Annotated in this window: 18 protein-coding genes; 16 read left to right on the top strand and 2 right to left on the bottom strand. The window is 31.6% G+C overall.

From position 1 onward, the window contains the following. Window positions 1-11 precede the first annotated feature (11 nt). The 16 genes from essB to IDG45_RS02655 all read left to right on the top strand — a co-directional run bounded on the left by essB (window position 12) and on the right by IDG45_RS02655 (window position 15291). Window positions 12-1346, top strand: a complete 1335-nt coding sequence (essB, locus tag IDG45_RS02730) for a type VII secretion protein EssB (RefSeq protein WP_000240338.1) — start codon at window positions 12-14, stop codon at window positions 1344-1346. A gap of 21 nt (window positions 1347-1367) precedes the next feature. Further along, on the top strand, window positions 1368-5807 hold the full coding sequence (essC, locus tag IDG45_RS02725; RefSeq protein WP_000549270.1) for a type VII secretion protein EssC: 4440 nt from the start codon (window positions 1368-1370) through the stop codon (window positions 5805-5807). Between the two features lie 29 nt (window positions 5808-5836). After that, the gene (esaC, locus tag IDG45_RS02720) at window positions 5837-6229 is read left to right on the top strand and encodes a type VII secretion substrate EsaC (RefSeq protein ID WP_001010288.1); all 393 of its coding nucleotides are present in this window, start codon (window positions 5837-5839) and stop codon (window positions 6227-6229) included. A gap of 15 nt (window positions 6230-6244) precedes the next feature. Further along, window positions 6245-6559: a WXG100 family type VII secretion effector EsxB gene (esxB, locus tag IDG45_RS02715; protein ID WP_000509668.1), complete on the top strand. Its 315-nt coding sequence runs from the start codon at window positions 6245-6247 to the stop codon at window positions 6557-6559. Continuing rightward, window positions 6559-7233, top strand: coding sequence for a DUF5081 family protein (locus IDG45_RS02710; protein ID WP_000655880.1), 675 nt, complete (start codon window positions 6559-6561; stop codon window positions 7231-7233). Before esxB ends, IDG45_RS02710 begins: the two co-directional genes overlap by 1 nt. Then, a complete protein-coding gene (gene esxD / locus IDG45_RS02705; RefSeq protein ID WP_000175722.1) occupies window positions 7233-7550 on the top strand; it encodes a type VII secretion system extracellular protein EsxD in 318 nt (105 codons plus the stop codon). The genes IDG45_RS02710 and esxD overlap by 1 nt, the downstream gene beginning before the upstream one ends. Before the next feature lie 9 nt (window positions 7551-7559). Then, the gene (locus tag IDG45_RS02700) at window positions 7560-9404 is read left to right on the top strand and encodes a DNA/RNA non-specific endonuclease (protein ID WP_031927788.1); all 1845 of its coding nucleotides are present in this window, start codon (window positions 7560-7562) and stop codon (window positions 9402-9404) included. A gap of 10 nt (window positions 9405-9414) precedes the next feature. Next, window positions 9415-9906, top strand: coding sequence for a TIGR01741 family protein (locus IDG45_RS02695; protein ID WP_029549792.1), 492 nt, complete (start codon window positions 9415-9417; stop codon window positions 9904-9906). Between the two features lie 208 nt (window positions 9907-10114). Further along, window positions 10115-10798 (top strand): DUF5079 family protein, encoded by a 684-nt coding sequence (locus IDG45_RS02690; RefSeq protein WP_000208419.1) that lies wholly within the window; start codon window positions 10115-10117, stop codon window positions 10796-10798. 135 nt (window positions 10799-10933) lie between these two features. Beyond that, a complete protein-coding gene (locus IDG45_RS02685) occupies window positions 10934-11545 on the top strand; it encodes a DUF5080 family protein (protein ID WP_000394918.1) in 612 nt (203 codons plus the stop codon). A 197-nt stretch (window positions 11546-11742) separates the two neighbouring features. After that, window positions 11743-12243, top strand: a complete 501-nt coding sequence (locus IDG45_RS02680; RefSeq protein WP_000142070.1) for a TIGR01741 family protein — start codon at window positions 11743-11745, stop codon at window positions 12241-12243. A 10-nt stretch (window positions 12244-12253) separates the two neighbouring features. After that, window positions 12254-12754: a TIGR01741 family protein gene (locus IDG45_RS02675; protein WP_000142129.1), complete on the top strand. Its 501-nt coding sequence runs from the start codon at window positions 12254-12256 to the stop codon at window positions 12752-12754. Window positions 12755-12764: 10 nt separating this feature from the next. Continuing rightward, window positions 12765-13265: a TIGR01741 family protein gene (locus IDG45_RS02670; RefSeq protein ID WP_000575674.1), complete on the top strand. Its 501-nt coding sequence runs from the start codon at window positions 12765-12767 to the stop codon at window positions 13263-13265. A gap of 10 nt (window positions 13266-13275) precedes the next feature. Next, on the top strand, window positions 13276-13764 hold the full coding sequence (locus tag IDG45_RS02665) for a TIGR01741 family protein (protein ID WP_047213116.1): 489 nt from the start codon (window positions 13276-13278) through the stop codon (window positions 13762-13764). Between the two features lie 604 nt (window positions 13765-14368). Continuing rightward, window positions 14369-14743: a DUF4467 domain-containing protein gene (locus tag IDG45_RS02660; RefSeq protein WP_000822167.1), complete on the top strand. Its 375-nt coding sequence runs from the start codon at window positions 14369-14371 to the stop codon at window positions 14741-14743. A 149-nt stretch (window positions 14744-14892) separates the two neighbouring features. After that, window positions 14893-15291, top strand: a complete 399-nt coding sequence (locus IDG45_RS02655) for a DUF4064 domain-containing protein (protein WP_000415670.1) — start codon at window positions 14893-14895, stop codon at window positions 15289-15291. Between the two features lie 249 nt (window positions 15292-15540). On the opposite strand, the gene IDG45_RS02650 is transcribed toward IDG45_RS02655, so the two are convergent. Together IDG45_RS02650 and brnQ2 are read right to left on the bottom strand one after the other, a co-directional pair. Further along, window positions 15541-16365 (bottom strand): formate/nitrite transporter family protein, encoded by an 825-nt coding sequence (locus IDG45_RS02650; RefSeq protein WP_000659770.1) that lies wholly within the window; start codon window positions 16363-16365, stop codon window positions 15541-15543. 238 nt (window positions 16366-16603) lie between these two features. Next, window positions 16604-17911, bottom strand: coding sequence for a branched-chain amino acid transport system II carrier protein BrnQ2 (gene brnQ2, locus IDG45_RS02645; protein ID WP_206171545.1), 1308 nt, complete (start codon window positions 17909-17911; stop codon window positions 16604-16606). Window positions 17912-18120 lie beyond the last annotated feature (209 nt).

The following is an 18120-nucleotide window of genomic DNA, read 5'->3' as shown; positions in this document are numbered from 1 at the left end:
AGGAAAAATAGATGGTTAAAAATCATAACCCTAAAAATGAAATGCAAGATATGTTAACGCCTTTAGATGCTGAAGAAGCAGCTAAAACAAAATTACGCTTAGATATGAGAGAGATTCCTAAGTCTTCAATTAAACCAGAACATTTTCATTTAATGTACTTATTAGAACAACATTCTCCATATTTTATAGATGCTGAATTAACTGAACTACGTGACAGTTTCCAAATACATTATGACATTAATGACAATCATACACCTTTTGATAATATTAAATCATTTACTAAAAATGAAAAATTACGTTACTTACTCAATATCAAAAATTTAGAAGAAGTAAATCGTACACGCTACACATTTGTGTTGGCACCAGATGAATTATTTTTCACAAGAGATGGATTACCAATTGCTAAAACAAGAGGGTTACAAAATGTTGTTGATCCATTACCTGTGTCAGAAGCTGAATTTTTAACAAGATATAAAGCACTGGTTATCTGTGCATTCAATGAGAAACAATCATTTGATGCTTTAGTTGAAGGAAACTTAGAACTACATAAAGGAACGCCATTTGAAACTAAAGTTATTGAAGCGGCAACTTTAGATTTACTAACGGCATTTTTAGATGAACAGTATCAGAAACAAGAACAAGATTATAGTCAAAATTATGCATATGTACGCAAAGTAGGGCATACCGTTTTCAAATGGGTTGCTATCGGTATGACAACGTTAAGTGTTTTATTAATTGCATTCTTAGCCTTTTTATATTTTTCAGTAATGAAGCATAATGAGCGCATTGAAAAAGGATACCAAGCATTTGTAAAGGATGATTATACGCAAGTACTAAATACGTATGATGATTTAGATGGAAAAAAATTAGATAAAGAGGCACTTTACATTTATGCCAAAAGTTATATCCAAACAAATAAACAAGGTTTAGAAAAAGATAAGAAAGAAAATTTACTTAATAACGTGACACCAAATTCAAACAAAGACTACTTATTATATTGGATGGAATTAGGACAAGGACATCTTGATGAAGCGATTAATATTGCCACTTATTTAGATGATAACGATATTACAAAGTTAGCGTTGATTAATAAATTAAATGAGATTAAAAATAACGGAGATTTATCGAATGATAAACGTTCTGAAGAAACGAAAAAGTATAACGATAAATTGCAAGATATTTTAGACAAAGAAAAACAAGTTAAAGATGAAAAAGCGAAATCTGAAGAAGAGAAAGCAAAAGCGAAAGATGAGAAATTAAAGCAACAAGAAGAGAACGAAAAGAAACAAAAAGAACAAGCACAAAAAGATAAAGAAAAACGTCAAGAAGCTGAAAGAAAAAAATAGTATAGGACTGAGGCAAAGACAATGCATAAATTGATTATAAAATATAACAAACAATTGAAGATGCTCAATTTGCGAGATGGTAAGACATATACTATTAGCGAAGACGAGCGTGCAGATATTACGTTGAAATCGTTAGGCGAAGTCATTCATTTAGAACAAAATAATCAAGGTACTTGGCAAGCGAATCATACTTCTATTAATAAGGTGCTTGTTAGAAAAGGTGACCTTGATGACATTACATTACAGCTTTATACAGAAGCTGATTATGCATCATTTGCTTATCCTTCAATTCAAGATACGATGACAATTGGGCCAAATGCGTATGATGATATGGTTATTCAAAGCTTGATGAATGCCATCATTATTAAAGATTTTCAATCAATACAAGAATCACAATACGTACGCATTGTGCACGATAAAAATACAGATGTGTATATTAACTATGAACTACAAGAGCAATTAACGAACAAAGCTTACATTGGTGATCATATTTATGTTGAAGGGATATGGCTCGAAGTACAAGCTGATGGTTTAAATATATTGAGTCAGAATACAGTGGCATCGTCATTAATTCGCTTAACACAAGAGATGCCACATGCACAGGCAGATGATTACAATACGTACCATCGTTCGCCAAGGATTATTCACCGTGAACCGACCGATGATATTAAGATTGAAAGACCGCCACAGCCAATACAGAAGAACAATACAGTGATATGGCGTTCCATTATACCGCCATTAGTAATGATTGCTTTAACTGTTGTCATCTTTTTAGTGAGACCAATTGGTATTTATATTTTAATGATGATTGGTATGAGTACAGTAACGATAGTATTTGGTATTACAACGTATTTCTCTGAAAAGAAAAAGTATAACAAAGATGTTGAAAAACGAGAGAAAGATTACAAAGCTTATTTGGATAATAAATCTAAAGAAATTAATAAAGCGATTAAAGCACAACGTTTTAGTTTGAATTATCATTATCCAACGGTTGCTGAAATTAAAGATATCGTTGAAACGAAAGCACCAAGAATATATGAAAAAACATCACATCATCACGATTTCTTACATTATAAGTTAGGTATTGCGAATGTAGAAAAGTCATTCAAATTAGATTACCAAGAAGAAGAATTTAACCAACGTCGTGATGAACTATTCGACGATGCTAAAGAATTGTATGAATTTTATACAGATGTAGAACAAGCACCATTAATCAATGATTTAAATCATGGACCGATTGCATATATTGGTGCACGACATCTCATTTTAGAAGAATTGGAGAAAATGCTAATCCAATTATCAACGTTCCATAGTTATCATGATTTAGAGTTTCTATTTGTGACACGTGAAGATGAAGTTGAAACATTGAAATGGGCACGTTGGTTGCCACATATGACATTGAGAGGGCAAAACATTAGAGGGTTTGTTTACAATCAACGAACACGTGACCAAATTTTAACGTCAATTTATAGCATGATTAAAGAACGTATCCAAGCTGTGCGTGAACGCAGCAGAAGTAATGAGCAAATTATTTTCACACCGCAATTAGTGTTTGTCATTACAGATATGTCATTAATTATTGATCATGTCATTTTAGAATATGTAAACCAAGATTTATCAGAATATGGTATTTCATTAATCTTTGTTGAAGATGTGATTGAAAGTTTGCCAGAGCATGTAGATACCATTATTGATATTAAGTCTCGTACTGAAGGCGAACTGATTACGAAAGAAAAAGAATTAGTTCAATTGAAATTTACACCTGAAAATATTGATAACGTCGATAAAGAATATATCGCGCGACGTTTGGCGAATTTGATACACGTCGAACATTTGAAAAATGCAATTCCTGATAGTATTACATTTTTAGAGATGTATAACGTGAAAGAAGTAGATCAGCTTGATGTGGTTAATCGATGGAGACAAAACGAAACATACAAAACGATGGCAGTACCTTTAGGTGTAAGAGGTAAAGATGACATTTTATCATTGAACTTACATGAAAAAGCACACGGACCACATGGTTTAGTTGCTGGTACCACTGGTTCAGGGAAATCTGAGATTATCCAATCATACATTTTATCTTTAGCTATTAATTTTCACCCGCATGAAGTTGCATTCCTATTGATTGACTATAAAGGTGGGGGTATGGCGAACTTATTTAAAGATTTAGTCCATTTAGTTGGTACGATTACAAACTTAGATGGCGATGAAGCGATGCGTGCCTTAACATCAATCAAAGCCGAATTGAGAAAACGTCAACGTTTATTCGGAGAACATGATGTTAACCATATTAATCAATACCATAAGTTATTTAAAGAAGGTGTTGCGACAGAACCAATGCCACATTTATTCATTATTTCCGATGAGTTTGCCGAATTAAAATCAGAACAACCTGATTTTATGAAAGAACTTGTATCAACGGCACGTATTGGACGTTCGTTAGGTATTCATTTAATACTTGCGACACAAAAACCATCGGGTGTTGTTGATGACCAAATTTGGTCTAACTCTAAATTTAAATTGGCATTAAAAGTACAAGATAGACAAGACAGTAATGAAATTTTAAAAACACCAGATGCAGCAGACATTACATTACCAGGTCGTGCGTATTTACAAGTTGGTAATAATGAAATTTATGAATTATTCCAATCTGCATGGAGTGGTGCAACATATGACATCGAAGGCGATAAATTAGAAGTTGAAGATAAGACGATTTACATGATTAATGACTATGGTCAACTTCAAGCAATCAACAAAGACTTGAGTGGACTTGAAGATGAAGAAACGAAAGAAAACCAAACTGAGTTAGAAGCGGTTATCGATCATATCGAATCTATTACAACACGATTAGAAATTGAAGAAGTTAAGCGTCCATGGTTACCACCATTACCAGAAAATGTATATCAAGAAGATTTAGTAGAAACAGATTTCAGAAAATTATGGTCAGATGATGCAAAAGAAGTGGAATTAACATTAGGACTTAAAGACGTACCAGAAGAACAATATCAAGGGCCGATGGTATTGCAATTGAAAAAAGCTGGTCACATCGCGTTAATCGGAAGTCCAGGATATGGTAGAACAACGTTCTTACACAACATTATTTTCGATGTTGCAAGACACCATCGTCCTGATCAAGCACACATGTACTTGTTCGATTTCGGTACCAATGGTTTGATGCCAGTCACAGACATACCGCATGTCGCTGATTACTTTACAGTAGATCAAGAAGACAAGATTGCTAAGGCGATACGTATATTTAATGATGAAATTGATCGTCGTAAGAAGATTTTAAGTCAGTATCGTGTCACTAGTATTTCTGAATATCGAAAATTAACTGGTGAAACAATTCCGCATGTCTTTATTCTTATTGATAACTTTGACGCAGTAAAAGATTCACCTTTCCAAGAAGTTTTTGAAAATATGATGATTAAAATGACACGTGAAGGGCTAGCATTAGACATGCAAGTAACCTTAACTGCCTCAAGAGCTAACGCTATGAAAACACCAATGTACATTAATATGAAAACGCGTATCGCCATGTTTTTATATGATAAATCAGAGGTGTCGAACGTAGTAGGACAGCAAAAATTTGCGGTTAAAGATGTAGTGGGTCGAGCATTGTTAAGCAGCGATGACAACGTATCATTCCATATTGGCCAACCATTTAAACATGATGAGACCAAATCATATAATGATCAAATTAATGATGAAGTATCGGCGATGACAGAATTTTATAAAGGTGAAACACCAAGTGATATTCCTATGATGCCAGATGAAATTAAATATGAAGATTACAGAGAATCATTAAGCTTACCGGATATAGTTGCAAATGGTGCTTTACCAATTGGATTAGATTATGAAGGTGTTACACTACAAAAAATTAAATTAACTGAACCAGCAATGATTTCATCAGAAAATCCGAGAGAAATTGCGCATATTGCTGAAATTATGATGAAAGAAATTGACATATTAAATGAAAAATATGCGATTTGTATCGCAGACTCAAGTGGAGAGTTTAAAGCTTATAGGCATCAAGTGGCTAACTTTGCCGAAGAAAGAGAAGACATTAAAGCGATTCATCAACTAATGATTGAAGACTTAAAACAAAGAGAAATGGACGGCCCATTTGAAAAAGATTCACTTTATATTATCAATGATTTTAAAACATTTATTGATTGCACGTATATTCCGGAAGATGATGTTAAAAAGCTTATTACAAAAGGACCAGAACTTGGCTTGAACATTTTATTTGTCGGCATTCATAAAGAATTAATAGATGCTTATGATAAACAGATTGATGTTGCACGTAAAATGATTAACCAATTTAGTATAGGTATTCGTATTTCAGACCAACAATTCTTTAAATTTAGATTTATTCAACGAGAACCTGTTATTAAAGAAAATGAAGCATATATGGTCGCAAACCAAGCTTATCAAAAGATTAGATGGTTTAAATAGCAATGAATTAAATAGGAGGGAGGTATGTTATGAATTTTAATGATATTGAAACAATGGTTAAGTCGAAATTTAAAGATATTAAAAAGCATGCTGAAGAGATTGCGCATGAAATTGAAGTTCGTTCTGGATATTTAAGAAAAGCTGAACAATATAAGCGATTAGAATTTAATTTGAGTTTTGCACTAGATGATATTGAAAGCACAGCAAAGGACGTACAAATTGCAAAATCTAGTGCTAATAAGGACAGTGTAACTGTTAAGGGAAAGGCGCCCAATACGTTATATATTGAAAAAAGAAATTTGATGAAACAAAAGCTTGAAATGTTGGGTGAAGATATCGATAAAAATAAAGAATCCCTCCAAAAAGCTAAGGAAATTGCTGGCGAAAAGGCAAGTGAATATTTTAATAAAGCAATGAATTAATATTGAGGTGAAGATATGGGTGGATATAAAGGTATTAAAGCAGATGGTGGCAAGGTTGATCAAGCGAAACAATTAGCGGCAAAAACAGCTAAAGATATTGAAGCATGTCAAAAGCAAACGCAACAGCTCGCTGAGTATATCGAAGGTAGTGATTGGGAAGGACAGTTCGCCAATAAGGTGAAAGATGTGTTACTCATTATGGCAAAGTTTCAAGAAGAATTAGTACAACCGATGGCTGACCATCAAAAAGCAATTGATAACTTAAGTCAAAATCTAGCGAAATACGATACATTATCAATTAAGCAAGGGCTTGATAGGGTGAACCCATGATGAAAGATGTTAAGCGAATAGATTATTTTTCTTACGAAGAATTAACAATTTTAGGTGGTAGTAAATTGCCTCTCGTAAATTTTGAATTGTTTGATCCATCAAATTTTGAAGAAGCTAAAGCGGCTTTAATTGAAAAGGAATTAGTAACAGAGAATGACAAGTTAACTGATGCAGGTTTTAAAGTGGCTACATTAGTCAGAGAGTATATTAGCGCCATTGTAAATATTCGAATTAATGATATGTATTTTGCACCATTTAGCTATGAAAAAGATGAATATATTTTGTTAAGCCGGTTTAAAAATAATGGGTTTCAAATACGAATTATAAGTAAAGACATTGCATGGTGGTCGATTGTACAATCATATCCTTTATTAATGAGACAAGAAAAGTCCAATGATTGGGACTTTAAACAAATTGACGATGAAACATTGGAGAACTTAAATAATGAAAGTATCGATACGATTGGGCGTGTTTTAGAAATTGAAATATACAATCATCAAGGTGACCCTCAACAAAGTTTATATAACATTTATGAACAAAATGATTTGCTACTCATTCGATACCCATTAAAAGATAAAGTGCTGAATGTTCATATTGGTGTCATTAATACATTTATACGAGAATTATTTGGATTCAATACTGATGAAAATCATATTAATAAGACAGAGGAGTAATGACGTTGAGTGGGAAAATTAGTGTTAAAGCTGAAACGATTGCACATGTTGTAAAAGAATTAGAAAGCATTAGTCAAAAGTATGATGAAATAGCTCAAAACTTTGGAAAAATAGCGCAATTAAATTATTACAGTAGTGAAAAAGCTGCACATTCTATGGAAAATGGCTATAGTAGTGCTGCAACAGTCATTAGTGGTCTCAAAGGTCCACTGAGCACACTCGGTGGTGGCGTCATGAATTCAGCACAAAAGTTCTTTGAAGCAGATGAACATTGGGGTACGGAATTTGCCAAGCTTTACTATAATATTGAGGGATAGGTGCATGACATGACAAAAGATATTGAATATCTAACAGCTGATTATGACAATGAAAAGTCATCTATCCAAAGTGTAATAGATGCAATAGAGGGGCAAGACTTCTTAGATGTAGATACAACAATGGATGATGCGGTAAGCGATGTCAGTTCTTTAGACGAAGATGGCGCAATATCATTAACAAGTAGTGTAGTAGGTCCACAAGGATCTAAATTAATGGGTTATTATCAAAATGAGCTATATGATTATGCATCTCAATTAGATTCGAAAATGAAAGAAATTATTGACACGCCATTTATAGAAGATATAGATAAAGCATTCAAAGGTATAACGAATGTCAAATTGGAAAATATATTAATAAAAAATGGCGGTGGTCATGGTAGAGATACCTATGGGGCTTCTGGGAAAATTGCAAAGGGAGATGCCAAGAAAAGTGACAGCGATGTTTATAGCATCGATGAAATATTAAAATCGGATCAAGAATTTGTAAAAGTAATTGATCAGCATTACAAAGAAATGAAAAAAGAAGATAAGAAACTATCTAAGAGTGATTTTGAAAAAATGATGACTCAAGGTGCTTCTTGTGATTACATGACAGTAGCTGAAGCGGAAGAGCTAGAGGAGCAAAAGAAAAAAGAAGAAGCTATAGAGATTGCAGCACTAGCTGGTATGGTAGTTTTATCTTGTATTAATCCGGTTGCTGGAGCAGTAGCTATTGGTGCTTATTCCGCTTATTCAGCAGCAAATGCAGCCACAGGAAAAAATATTGTAACTGGAAGAAAGCTATCTAAAGAAGAACGCATCATGGAAGGACTTTCACTTATTCCGTTGCCAGGTATGGGCTTCCTCAAAGGTGCTGGGAAAAGTTTAATGAAATTAGGCTTCAAAGGCGGAGAAAAATTTGCAGTTAAAACAGGATTGCAAAAGACAATGCAACAAGCAGTTAGTCGTATTTCACCTAAAATGGGAATGATGAAAAACAGTGTGTTGAATCATTCTCGTAACTTTGCTCAAAATACTCATGTTGGACAAATGCTGAGTAACATGCGTGGTCAAGCAACTCATACTGTTCAACAAAGTAGAAATTGGATTGGACAACAAGCACAAAATGTCAAACGAATAGTGAATAATGGACTTGATAAAGAAATAGCACATCCATTTAAACAACAACTTGCACCAGCGGGAATGGGTGGTATAAAATTTGCTGAAACAACTACTTTGAGAAACATGGGTCAAAACATGAAACGTGCTGTTACACCACAAAATCACGTGACACATGGTCCGAAAGATAGTATGGTGAGAAGTGAAGGTAAACATAGTGTAAGTAGCCATGAAATAAATTCATCAAAATATGTTGAATCACCAAACTACACCAAGGTTAAATATGGAGAGCAATATGCAAGACTTAGACCTAAGAAACTAAAGGCGAATATTGAATACACAACGCCTAATGGTCACATATATCGGACTGATCATAAAGGGCGCATAAAAGAAGTTTATGTAGACAATCTCTCTCTAAAAGATGGAGATCGTAATAACTATGCGCAAAAAACTGTAGGTGGAGAGGATAGATTACCAGACGATGATGGAGGTCATTTAATTGCTAGAATGTTTGGTGGTTCAAAAGACATAGATAACCTTGTGGCACAAAGTAAATTTATTAACCGTCCATTTAAGGAAAATGGTGATTGGTACAATCTTGAGAAAGAGTGGCAAGAGTTCTTAAACTCTGGGAATGAGGTGAAAAATATTAAAATGGAAGTTAAATATAGTGGTAATAGTAAAAGGCCATCTATATTTAAGGTTAGATATGAAATTAATAATAAACGAAATGTTAAAACAATATACAATATATAGAGGTGTTAATATGGGATTTGAAGAAAATTTAAGTAAAATGTACAATGAAATTGCAAATGAGATCAGTGGGATGATACCAGTAGAGTGGGAAAAGGTATATACAATTGCCTACCTAAATGATGAAGGTGGAGAGGTCGTTTTTAATTATACTAAACCAGGTAGCGATGAATTGAATTATTACACGGATATATCTAGAGATTATAATATTTCAGAAGAAATATTTGATGATTTATGGATGAATCTTTATTACTTGTTTATGAATTTAAGGGATTTATTTATAGAAGAAGGTCTTGAACCATGGACATCATGTGAATTTGATTTTACAAGAGAGGGTGATTTGAAAGTATCGTTTGATTATATAGATTGGATTAAATTAGGTTTTGGTCCATCAGGAAAGGAAAACTACTATATGTATAAAAAGTTTGGTGTTTTACCAGAAACGGAATATGAAATTAATAAAGTTAAAGAAATCGAGCAATATATTAAAGAGCAAGAAGAATAAACTATCTTAATGTGAGACTAAACAATAAAGCTTTGTTTAGTCTTTTTTGGCGGTTAAGGAAAAATCAATAGATACCGTAAAGTTGATGTTCATCAAATAATAATATAAAGATAATTTTAGGTTTTTAAACTTTTAATCGAAAAGAATCTAAGTATATAGCTTTAAATACGTAATATGCTATTTAAAAAATAATGTATAGGAGATAGATATGACTACTAAAGAAAATATTGATACTCTTCGAAAGCCAGGTGCACAAGCCTTAAGTTTAATATCATTGTTTTTGATACTTTTTTCATGTCTGACTTTCTTTTTTGGTTTAAATTATGAAAGGTTTCCTAATTATTTAAAGATAACGACAATTATAGAATTAATAATTATTGTAATTAGTTTACTTCAATGGATTAGATTTATAGATTTCGAAAAGGAAAGCGCACAGAAATATAAAAAAATATATGCTCGATTTTTAGTTATTATAAATGTGTTAACTACTATCACTGTAGTATTTGCACTGTGTAACCTTTATTATTTTGCAGCTGTACAAAACCATTATGATTTATTCAATTATTGGTTAATGGGTACGATTTCAATCATAATTAGCTATTTATTATTAGTAATTGGCGGAATGTTTACGTTGTTAAAATTACCTAAAGTAACAAAAAGTTGGGGTGGTAAAACTAAAACACATTTCGGTTTATTATTAACTGCGTTGAGCTTATTTATATATATTGAAAAAATTATCGAATATATATTGGTTCCTAATGTCGTAGAATCCAAGTTTATAATTATTGTAAGTATGTTGGTTATCGCTGGAGCACAATTTGTGGCATTTCAATTTATTATGCAATACAGTAGATTCTATATTTTTGAATTAAACACTGAAGATGATGACTAAATAATTTTATAAATTACTATTGGAGTATACTTATATAAAAAATCAACTTCAACACATTATTTTTTACTCAATGATGTGAAAGAATTTAAGTAGATCGATATTAAAGTAAAAGTTATGGAATATTGAGGTGCGAATATGGAGTTCTTATTATTAATTGTCGTAGCCGGACTGTATTATATTATATATTTAACTGCTGTGATGTATTCTGAAAAAATAGTAGTATTGCCTATAATCATCTATGCCATTGTGTTTGTAGTAATTGGTATCACTTATATTTTTATAGGTGACAGCTATGATCAGTTAACAAATTTCAATGTGATTTTGTATATGGGGAGTTTGTTTTATGCATGGATGGCTTTTAGAAATCTTTGGAACAGACCATTATTATTAAAATATAAGAACATTACAGATAGTTCAAGTGGAATAGTTAATAAATCTGAATATAATTCAGTTGAAAGCTTACGTATAAACATTGAAATAGCTAAGTATAAAGGGATTATTTCTTTGATAGTAGCTATAGTACTAACGGTATTAATGACATTAAAGTCAACACCTCAAATCACTGCAGAAACACGTGACTTAAGTATCTCATTTTTCATACTCAGCTTATTTATCATTATAATATTTGCAGTTTGGGATTTGATTATTAGAGTTAGAAAGGGAACGTTTGCTTTTGTTGTAATAAGGCCAATATTATTTAGTTGCTGGTTATTTATTTTGAATATGATTTTATCAAGATTATTATAATATAAGAAGTTGAATAAATTGTAATGTGAAAAATCATTGAGAATTTCAATTATTGTAACAATAGTTTCAGTTATTTTAGTTTCATTAGTTTATTTAGGTTTAAAATGAGTAATATTATTTTGAAGAAGCATTAATCCACGTAGAAGTGTTGTTTAATGCTTTTTATTTAACGGTAATGAAAATATAGGGGGGATAACATGACTTTCGAAGAAAAACTAAGTCAAATGTACAACGAGATTGCGAATGAGATCAATGGAATGATACCAGTAGACTGGGAAAAGGTATATGCAATGGCATATATAGATGATGGAGGAGGAGAAGTGTTCTACTATTACACAGAACCTGGAAGGAATGAATTATACTACTATACTAGTGTATTAAATAAATATGATATATCGGAATCAGAATTTATGGACTCAGAGTATGAGTTGTATAAACAATTTCAAAAGTTAAGAAATATATTTAAAGAAGAAGGACATGAACCATGGACATCATGCGAATTTGATTTTACAAGAGAAGGTAAATTAAAAGTTTCATTTGATTATATAGATTGGATAAATTCAGAATTTGGTCAAATAGGTCGACAAAATTACTATAAGTATAGAAAATTTGGAATTTTACCAGAAACGGAATATGAAATTAATAAAGTTAAAGAAATCGAGCAATATGTTAAAGAACAAGAAGAAGCTGAACTATAGGGGAGATAATATGACTTTCGAAGAAAAACTAAGTCAAATGTACAACGAGATTGCGAATAAGATTAGTAGCATGATACCGGTAGAATGGGAAAAGGTATATGCAATGGCTTATGTAAATGAAAGAAGCGGAGAAGTGTTCTACAATTATACTGAACCAAGAAGTGATGAATTAGTTTACTATACGAGCGTGTTAAATAATTATAATATATCAAGATCAGAATTTATGGACTCAGTATATGAATTATATAAGCAATTTGATAAACTAAGAGATTTATTTAAAGAAGAGGGACATGAACCATGGACATCATGTGAATTTGACTTTACAAGAGACGGCAAATTGAATGTTTCATTTGATTATATTGATTGGGCGAATTCAGAGTTTGGACAAATGGGAAGAGAACATTATTACATGTATAAAAAATTTGGAATTTGGCCTGAAAAAGAATATGCCATAAATTGGGTTGAAAAAATAAAAAATTATGTTAAAGAGCAAGATGAAGCTGAACTATAGGGGCGATAATATGATTTTCGAAGAAAAACTAAGTCAAATGTACAACGAGATTGCGAATGAGATTGGCAGCATGATACCAGTAGAGTGGGAAAAAGTATATGCAATTGCCTATGTAGATGATCAAGGTGGAGAGGTCATTTTTAATTATACAAAACCAGGTAGCGATGAATTGAATTATTACACATATATCCCTAGAGAGTATAATGTCTCTGAAAAAGTATTTGATGATTTATGGATGGATTTATATAGATTGTTTAAGAAGTTAAGAAATGCATTTAAAGAAGAAGGACATGAACCATGGACATCATGTGAATTTGACTTTACAAGCGAAGGTAAATTAAAAGTTTCATTTGATTATATTGATTGGATAAATACAGAGTTTGATCAATTAGGCCGTGAAAATTATTATATGTATAAAAAATTTGGAGTTATACCAGAAATGGAATACGAAATGGAAGAAGTTAAAGAAATCGAGCAATATATTAAAGAGCAAGAAGAAGCTGAACTATAGGGGCGATAACATGACTTTCGAAGAAAAACTAAGTCAAATGTACAATGAAATTGCAAATGAGATCAGTGGGATGATACCAGTAGAGTGGGAAAAGGTATATACAATTGCCTACCTAGATGATGAAGGTGGAGAAGTCGTTTTTAATTATACTAAACCAGGTAGCGATGAATTGAATTATTACACGGATATATCTAGAGATTATAATATTTCAGAAGAAATATTTGATGATTTATGGATGAATCTTTATTACTTGTTTATGAATTTAAGGGATTTATTTATAGAAGAAGGTCTTGAACCATGGACATCATGTGAATTTGATTTTACAAGAGAGGGTGATTTGAAAGTATCGTTTGATTATATAGATTGGATTAAATTAGGTTTTGGCCCATCTGGAAAGGAAAACTACTATATGTATAAAAAGTTTGGTGTTTTACCAGAAATGGAATATGAAATGGAAGAAATTCGAGAAGTAGAGAAATATGTTAAAGAACAAGAGTAGCATATATGTTATAGAAGGCTGTGCAAAACCAACCTCGTTTTACATTTGACTCAAAGAAGAAGGTAAACGATAAGATTATTTGCAACTTAAAAAGTCTATTAGCTTATCGGTATCCTTACATCATGTATAAATGAGTTTAACTAATTAATAAATCACGATATAAATTTAAAATTGCCATTAATTGAAAAGGTTATTGTAGTGTATTTTATACAGTTGATGCACATAGACTTATTTTTTAAAACTTATATCAAAAAAATATGAGAAAAGTATATACTATTAAAATGTTTTTTACTATAATTATAAATAGTTAAATATTTGGGAATTAAATAAATATATAGGAGGCAATTTTTAGAGATACATAGCAATGTAAAGGTATCAAATAGTTATTGCATAATTTTCAGTAAATAGTTGTAAATTAACACTGAAATAGATGTTTATATTAAGAAGACTTTAATATCATAATTAATCAAAATCTTGCGTCAAACATTTAAACGAATTTTAAGTTTATAACAATTGGTTAAACATTTTTCAAACATTACAATGATAAAGCATATTATCAGTATTGTAGTGTGTGGAAAATGACAGCCATCTAAGGAGAAAAATGATGAAAAGAATATTGGTAGTATTTTTAATGTTAGCAATTGTATTGGCAGGTTGTTCTAATAAAGGTGAAAAGTATCAAAAGGATATTGATAAAGTGTACAAAGAACAGAATCAAATGAATAAAATTGCCTCGAAAGTACAAAACACTATTAAAACAGACATTAAACAAGAAGACAGTAATACACATGTTTATAAAGATGGTAAAGTCATTGTTATTGGTATTCAATTGTATAAAGATCGTGAAAAAATGTATTATTTCGCATATGAAATAAAAGATGGTAAGGCAGAAATCAATAGAGAAATAGATCCAATTAAGTATATGAAAGACCATAAAGCAGATTATGAAGATGAAAATGTAGAAGTGGAAAAAGATTAACGTATGCTTTCTTTAAAACTTTTAACCAGTTTCAAAAAGTAAATGAGCTTTAGCGACAATAGTTTTTAAAATAAACACGATATAAATTTAAACATTTATATATAAGAACACAAACGTAAGTTTGTAAATAATAATAAAGGAGTAAGACAATGGAAAAATCGATCAAAATAATGACAATAATAGGAATTGTTGTTCAGGGTTTAGCAACGGTATTTAGTTTACTATTTATGGTTTTAGCAGCATCAGGTGTAATGACTACAGATGTGTCAACAACAGTTAATGGTGAGGTTGACCCAGTTGATGCAGAAACAGCAGCAGCAATTTTCACTGTATTATTCTTATTCCTATTTATATTTGGAATCATTTCAATTATTTTAGGTGCAATCGGTATGTTTAAAGCATCTAAAAACAAAAAAATGAGTGGTATATTGTTGATTATTGGAGCAGTAATAAGTGGTAACATAATTACATTTGCTTTATGGTTAGTCAGTGGTATTAAACTCCTTACTAATAACAAGCCTAAAGATGAAATAAGCGACTTATCATAAACATCGTAAATTGAAATTTCAAGATTTCTTAAGTAATTATATTTCTGTTAGTTTTTAACAAATTAACCAATTAAATAAAGTGCTCTCTTAGAAGTAGATTTTCAGTCAATAACTGCTTTTAAGAGAGCATTTTGTATTTGATAATGCTCATAGCATCGGATAAAAACCATTGACGAACTTTAAAAAAATACGTTAGACAATGCACTTCTAAATATTAAAGGCATCGACTAACGCATTGTTCAAATAGAGTTAATTATTTTTATAAAATTGATGATGATCATTCAAGTAAGCATAGAATAAACCTATAATGAGTCCGCCTCCAATATAGTTACCGATAAAAGCCGCAGCGATATTCGAAATAGCTGGTATGAAGTGCAATGTATCAACTTGATAAATTAAACCACCCATAAATAAGCAACTGTTGTAGACTACGTGTTCATAACCCATAAAGGCGAATATGGTAACACCGAACATCATGACAAACATTTTTGCGAGTACATCGTCAATTTGCATGGCAATAACTAATGAAATATTGATAAAGAAATTGGCGAATATCGCTTTCATTAATATACTTACAAAACCAGTAGACAACGTTTTATGCTCAATAACTGCTGATAACTGATTTAACATATCTGGCGTCATTACATTTGAAAAACGCATGAAACTAAATAAAATAGCAGCACCTAAAATATTTCCTGCAAAGCACAATAAAAATATTTTCAATACTCTAGTCGGTTTAATTACTTTATAATACAGGCCTACAGTAAAGTACATGAAGTTACTGGTTAGTAGTTCGGAGTTTGTAAATAAAATGAGTACTAACGCAAAACTGAATGTAATGGCGCTGGCCATATTCACAATGCCTGGCGGTAAATCTGGTTCGTGTGTTGCTTTAACTGATAGCACGAAGACCGTAATAATACCGATAATAAATCCTGCCATCATAGCGCGTAATAAATAACGTTTTAAATAAACGCTTTGTAATATATCTTTCGTTCTTATCGTTTCGACTACGTTATTTACCCAGTCGTCTCCATAAAATATTTTATCCCATTTAATATGTTTCTCCTTCACAATGACATCCTCACTTTGCATTTGTTAATCAGAGTATACTATGAATCGCTTTATTTGTGAATAATTTCACAAAATTAATTTTAAAAACTAATATTTTTGAATAACAGCTAGGATTTTTTAACAAATCATTTATTTTAAAATAATTAATCGTCAGTTAGTATCAATGAATAAATACAGATTTTCATACAAAAAAACCTAGTAATGATGCGACGATCATTACTAGGAGATTATGCATCTATTAAGTTGTCGCTTGTTTCGGACGACGTATAACTACATCGATGATGAAACCTATGATTGCCAAAAGAATGAATGGTACAAGCCAAGCTAAATCGATATCTGCTAAAGGTAACATCATAAACCATTTCAAAATAACACCGTGTAATAAGTTGAAACTATTTAGTATTTGTAAAATTGAAATAATCAATGTAATAACAGTTGCGAGTCGATAGGCCCAACTGAATTTGAATGTGCTAAACATGTTAGCAAATGATATCAGTACAAGTGCAATAGACACGGGATATATTAATGTCAACAATGGTACAGCAATTTTTAAAATCATTTCTAAACCAAGTGTTGTAAATAAAAATCCTATGATAGAGAAAACAAGTGCGAATATTTTATAAGAAAACTTAGGCACGTGTTTCTTAGTAAATGTTGCACAAGCGTTGACGAGTCCTATACATGTTGTTAGGCATGCAAGAATAACCGTCATTCCAAATACGAGGTTACCGAACGAACCAAATACGCGTAATGAATTGTATGTCAATATATCAGTACCATCTTTAAAGTTTCCTGGAGCTGTTGACGCACCTACATATGCCAACGCAAAGTAAATCATACCAAGTAATATGGCTGCAATAAGACCTGAAAAGCAGACATACTTTAATATTTTCGTGCGATCTGTGAGGCCTTTAAACTTATAGCCATTGACAATGACTACGGAAAAAGCTAACGCAGCAACAAGATCCATTGTAAAATAGCCTTCCAAACTTCCTGAAATGAAAGGATGTGTTATATATTTATCCTTAGGTGCACTTAGTGCAGATTCAGGGTTGAAAATGACAGCAATACTTAATAGAGCGACCATTAATAGTAATAACGGTGTTAATAATTTACCTAAATTATCAACGATTTTCGATGGATTTAAACTAATCCAGTAAACGATGGCAAAAAAGACTGCTGCGAATATAATTAAAGTCCATTGGTTGTGCACAGGTAAAATGTGTCTTGTACCAATTTCGTACGCGACATTTGCAGCACGTGGAATACCGTAAAATGCTCCGATAGACATGTAAATCACGACAGCAAAAATAAACCCGAACCATGGATGTATACGATTGCCTACACTTTCAACACCTTCATCATAAAATGCAACAACAATAACAGTAATAAAGGGGAGTAATATGCCTGTAAGGGCAAAGCCTAGCATACCAATCCACATATTTTGACCCGCTGTATGGCCAAGCATGGGCGGGAATATTAAATTTCCGGCTCCAAAAAATAGTGAAAATAACATGAGGCCCGAAATAATAACTTGTTTTTTCAATGTAATTTCCTTCCTAAAACTAGATATTCATAATAATTTAAAAAATCTGAAAAATAAAAACGTTCTTACTTTATCTTTAAATGACAATACTATAATTCTATTATTTTATAAAAAAGATTGCAATAATAACGTCTTGCTATTATTGGATAATGACAATTAAAGTGTCGTTTTTATGAATTAAAATAGGTGAAAGTAAGTTGGAAATACGT

This window comes from Staphylococcus sp. EG-SA-10 (assembly GCF_017151945.1).
GTDB classification, from domain to species: domain Bacteria; phylum Bacillota; class Bacilli; order Staphylococcales; family Staphylococcaceae; genus Staphylococcus; species Staphylococcus aureus.
Note: the sequence above shows the minus strand (reverse complement) of the source record. Positions and strands in the feature narration are given on the sequence as shown.

Excerpts from the sequence above, each read along its gene's own strand:
- essB (WP_000240338.1), top strand. The coding sequence starts at position 12 with ATGGTTAAAAATCATAACCCTAAAAATGAAATGCAAGATATGTTAACG.
- essC (WP_000549270.1), top strand. The coding sequence starts at position 1,368 with ATGCATAAATTGATTATAAAATATAACAAACAATTGAAGATGCTCAAT.
- esaC (WP_001010288.1), top strand. The coding sequence starts at position 5,837 with ATGAATTTTAATGATATTGAAACAATGGTTAAGTCGAAATTTAAAGAT.
- esxB (WP_000509668.1), top strand. The coding sequence starts at position 6,245 with ATGGGTGGATATAAAGGTATTAAAGCAGATGGTGGCAAGGTTGATCAA.
- IDG45_RS02710 (WP_000655880.1), top strand. The coding sequence starts at position 6,559 with ATGAAAGATGTTAAGCGAATAGATTATTTTTCTTACGAAGAATTAACA.
- esxD (WP_000175722.1), top strand. The coding sequence starts at position 7,233 with ATGACGTTGAGTGGGAAAATTAGTGTTAAAGCTGAAACGATTGCACAT.
- IDG45_RS02700 (WP_031927788.1), top strand. The coding sequence starts at position 7,560 with ATGACAAAAGATATTGAATATCTAACAGCTGATTATGACAATGAAAAG.
- IDG45_RS02695 (WP_029549792.1), top strand. The coding sequence starts at position 9,415 with ATGGGATTTGAAGAAAATTTAAGTAAAATGTACAATGAAATTGCAAAT.
- IDG45_RS02690 (WP_000208419.1), top strand. The coding sequence starts at position 10,115 with ATGACTACTAAAGAAAATATTGATACTCTTCGAAAGCCAGGTGCACAA.
- IDG45_RS02685 (WP_000394918.1), top strand. The coding sequence starts at position 10,934 with ATGGAGTTCTTATTATTAATTGTCGTAGCCGGACTGTATTATATTATA.
- IDG45_RS02680 (WP_000142070.1), top strand. The coding sequence starts at position 11,743 with ATGACTTTCGAAGAAAAACTAAGTCAAATGTACAACGAGATTGCGAAT.
- IDG45_RS02675 (WP_000142129.1), top strand. The coding sequence starts at position 12,254 with ATGACTTTCGAAGAAAAACTAAGTCAAATGTACAACGAGATTGCGAAT.
- IDG45_RS02670 (WP_000575674.1), top strand. The coding sequence starts at position 12,765 with ATGATTTTCGAAGAAAAACTAAGTCAAATGTACAACGAGATTGCGAAT.
- IDG45_RS02665 (WP_047213116.1), top strand. The coding sequence starts at position 13,276 with ATGACTTTCGAAGAAAAACTAAGTCAAATGTACAATGAAATTGCAAAT.
- IDG45_RS02660 (WP_000822167.1), top strand. The coding sequence starts at position 14,369 with ATGAAAAGAATATTGGTAGTATTTTTAATGTTAGCAATTGTATTGGCA.
- IDG45_RS02655 (WP_000415670.1), top strand. The coding sequence starts at position 14,893 with ATGGAAAAATCGATCAAAATAATGACAATAATAGGAATTGTTGTTCAG.